The sequence below is a fragment of the Paraburkholderia sp. SIMBA_054 genome (assembly GCF_046534875.1).
Lineage (GTDB): Bacteria > Pseudomonadota > Gammaproteobacteria > Burkholderiales > Burkholderiaceae > Paraburkholderia > Paraburkholderia hospita.
On sequence record NZ_JAWRXV010000520.1, the window covers coordinates 1 to 300 of the forward strand.

The following is a 300-nucleotide window of genomic DNA, read 5'->3' on the forward strand; positions in this document are numbered from 1 at the left end:
GTATTAACATTTGCTACACCCATGTCTGTAGATCTGACGTGGTTAAAGATAAAGTATTGACTTTCTCTAATCATTTAATCACCTTTTTAAACGAAGTAAGAGCCTAAAGTCTAGGCTCTTTATAAACTTCCATAATTCTGTTTGGTATAGTTAGTGATTTTCTTTATAACAGTATCAGAAAACTTTTCTGCTGTATTTTGGTCGCCATACATGTTTTCAATATGGAAATGCAATTCACCAATATTGCCTAAGTTATTATCTGTACTGTTTACAGAAGGTTGCGGAGCTTTTGTAAGCTTG

At 33.0% G+C, this 300-nt stretch carries 1 protein-coding gene; it reads right to left on the bottom strand.

Annotated features, from left to right (window positions below):
• Window positions 1-119: 119 nt before the first annotated feature.
• Window positions 120-300, bottom strand: a 181-nt coding sequence (locus SB822_RS56165) for a hypothetical protein (RefSeq protein WP_410858985.1), incomplete at its 5' end; no start/stop codon positions are given.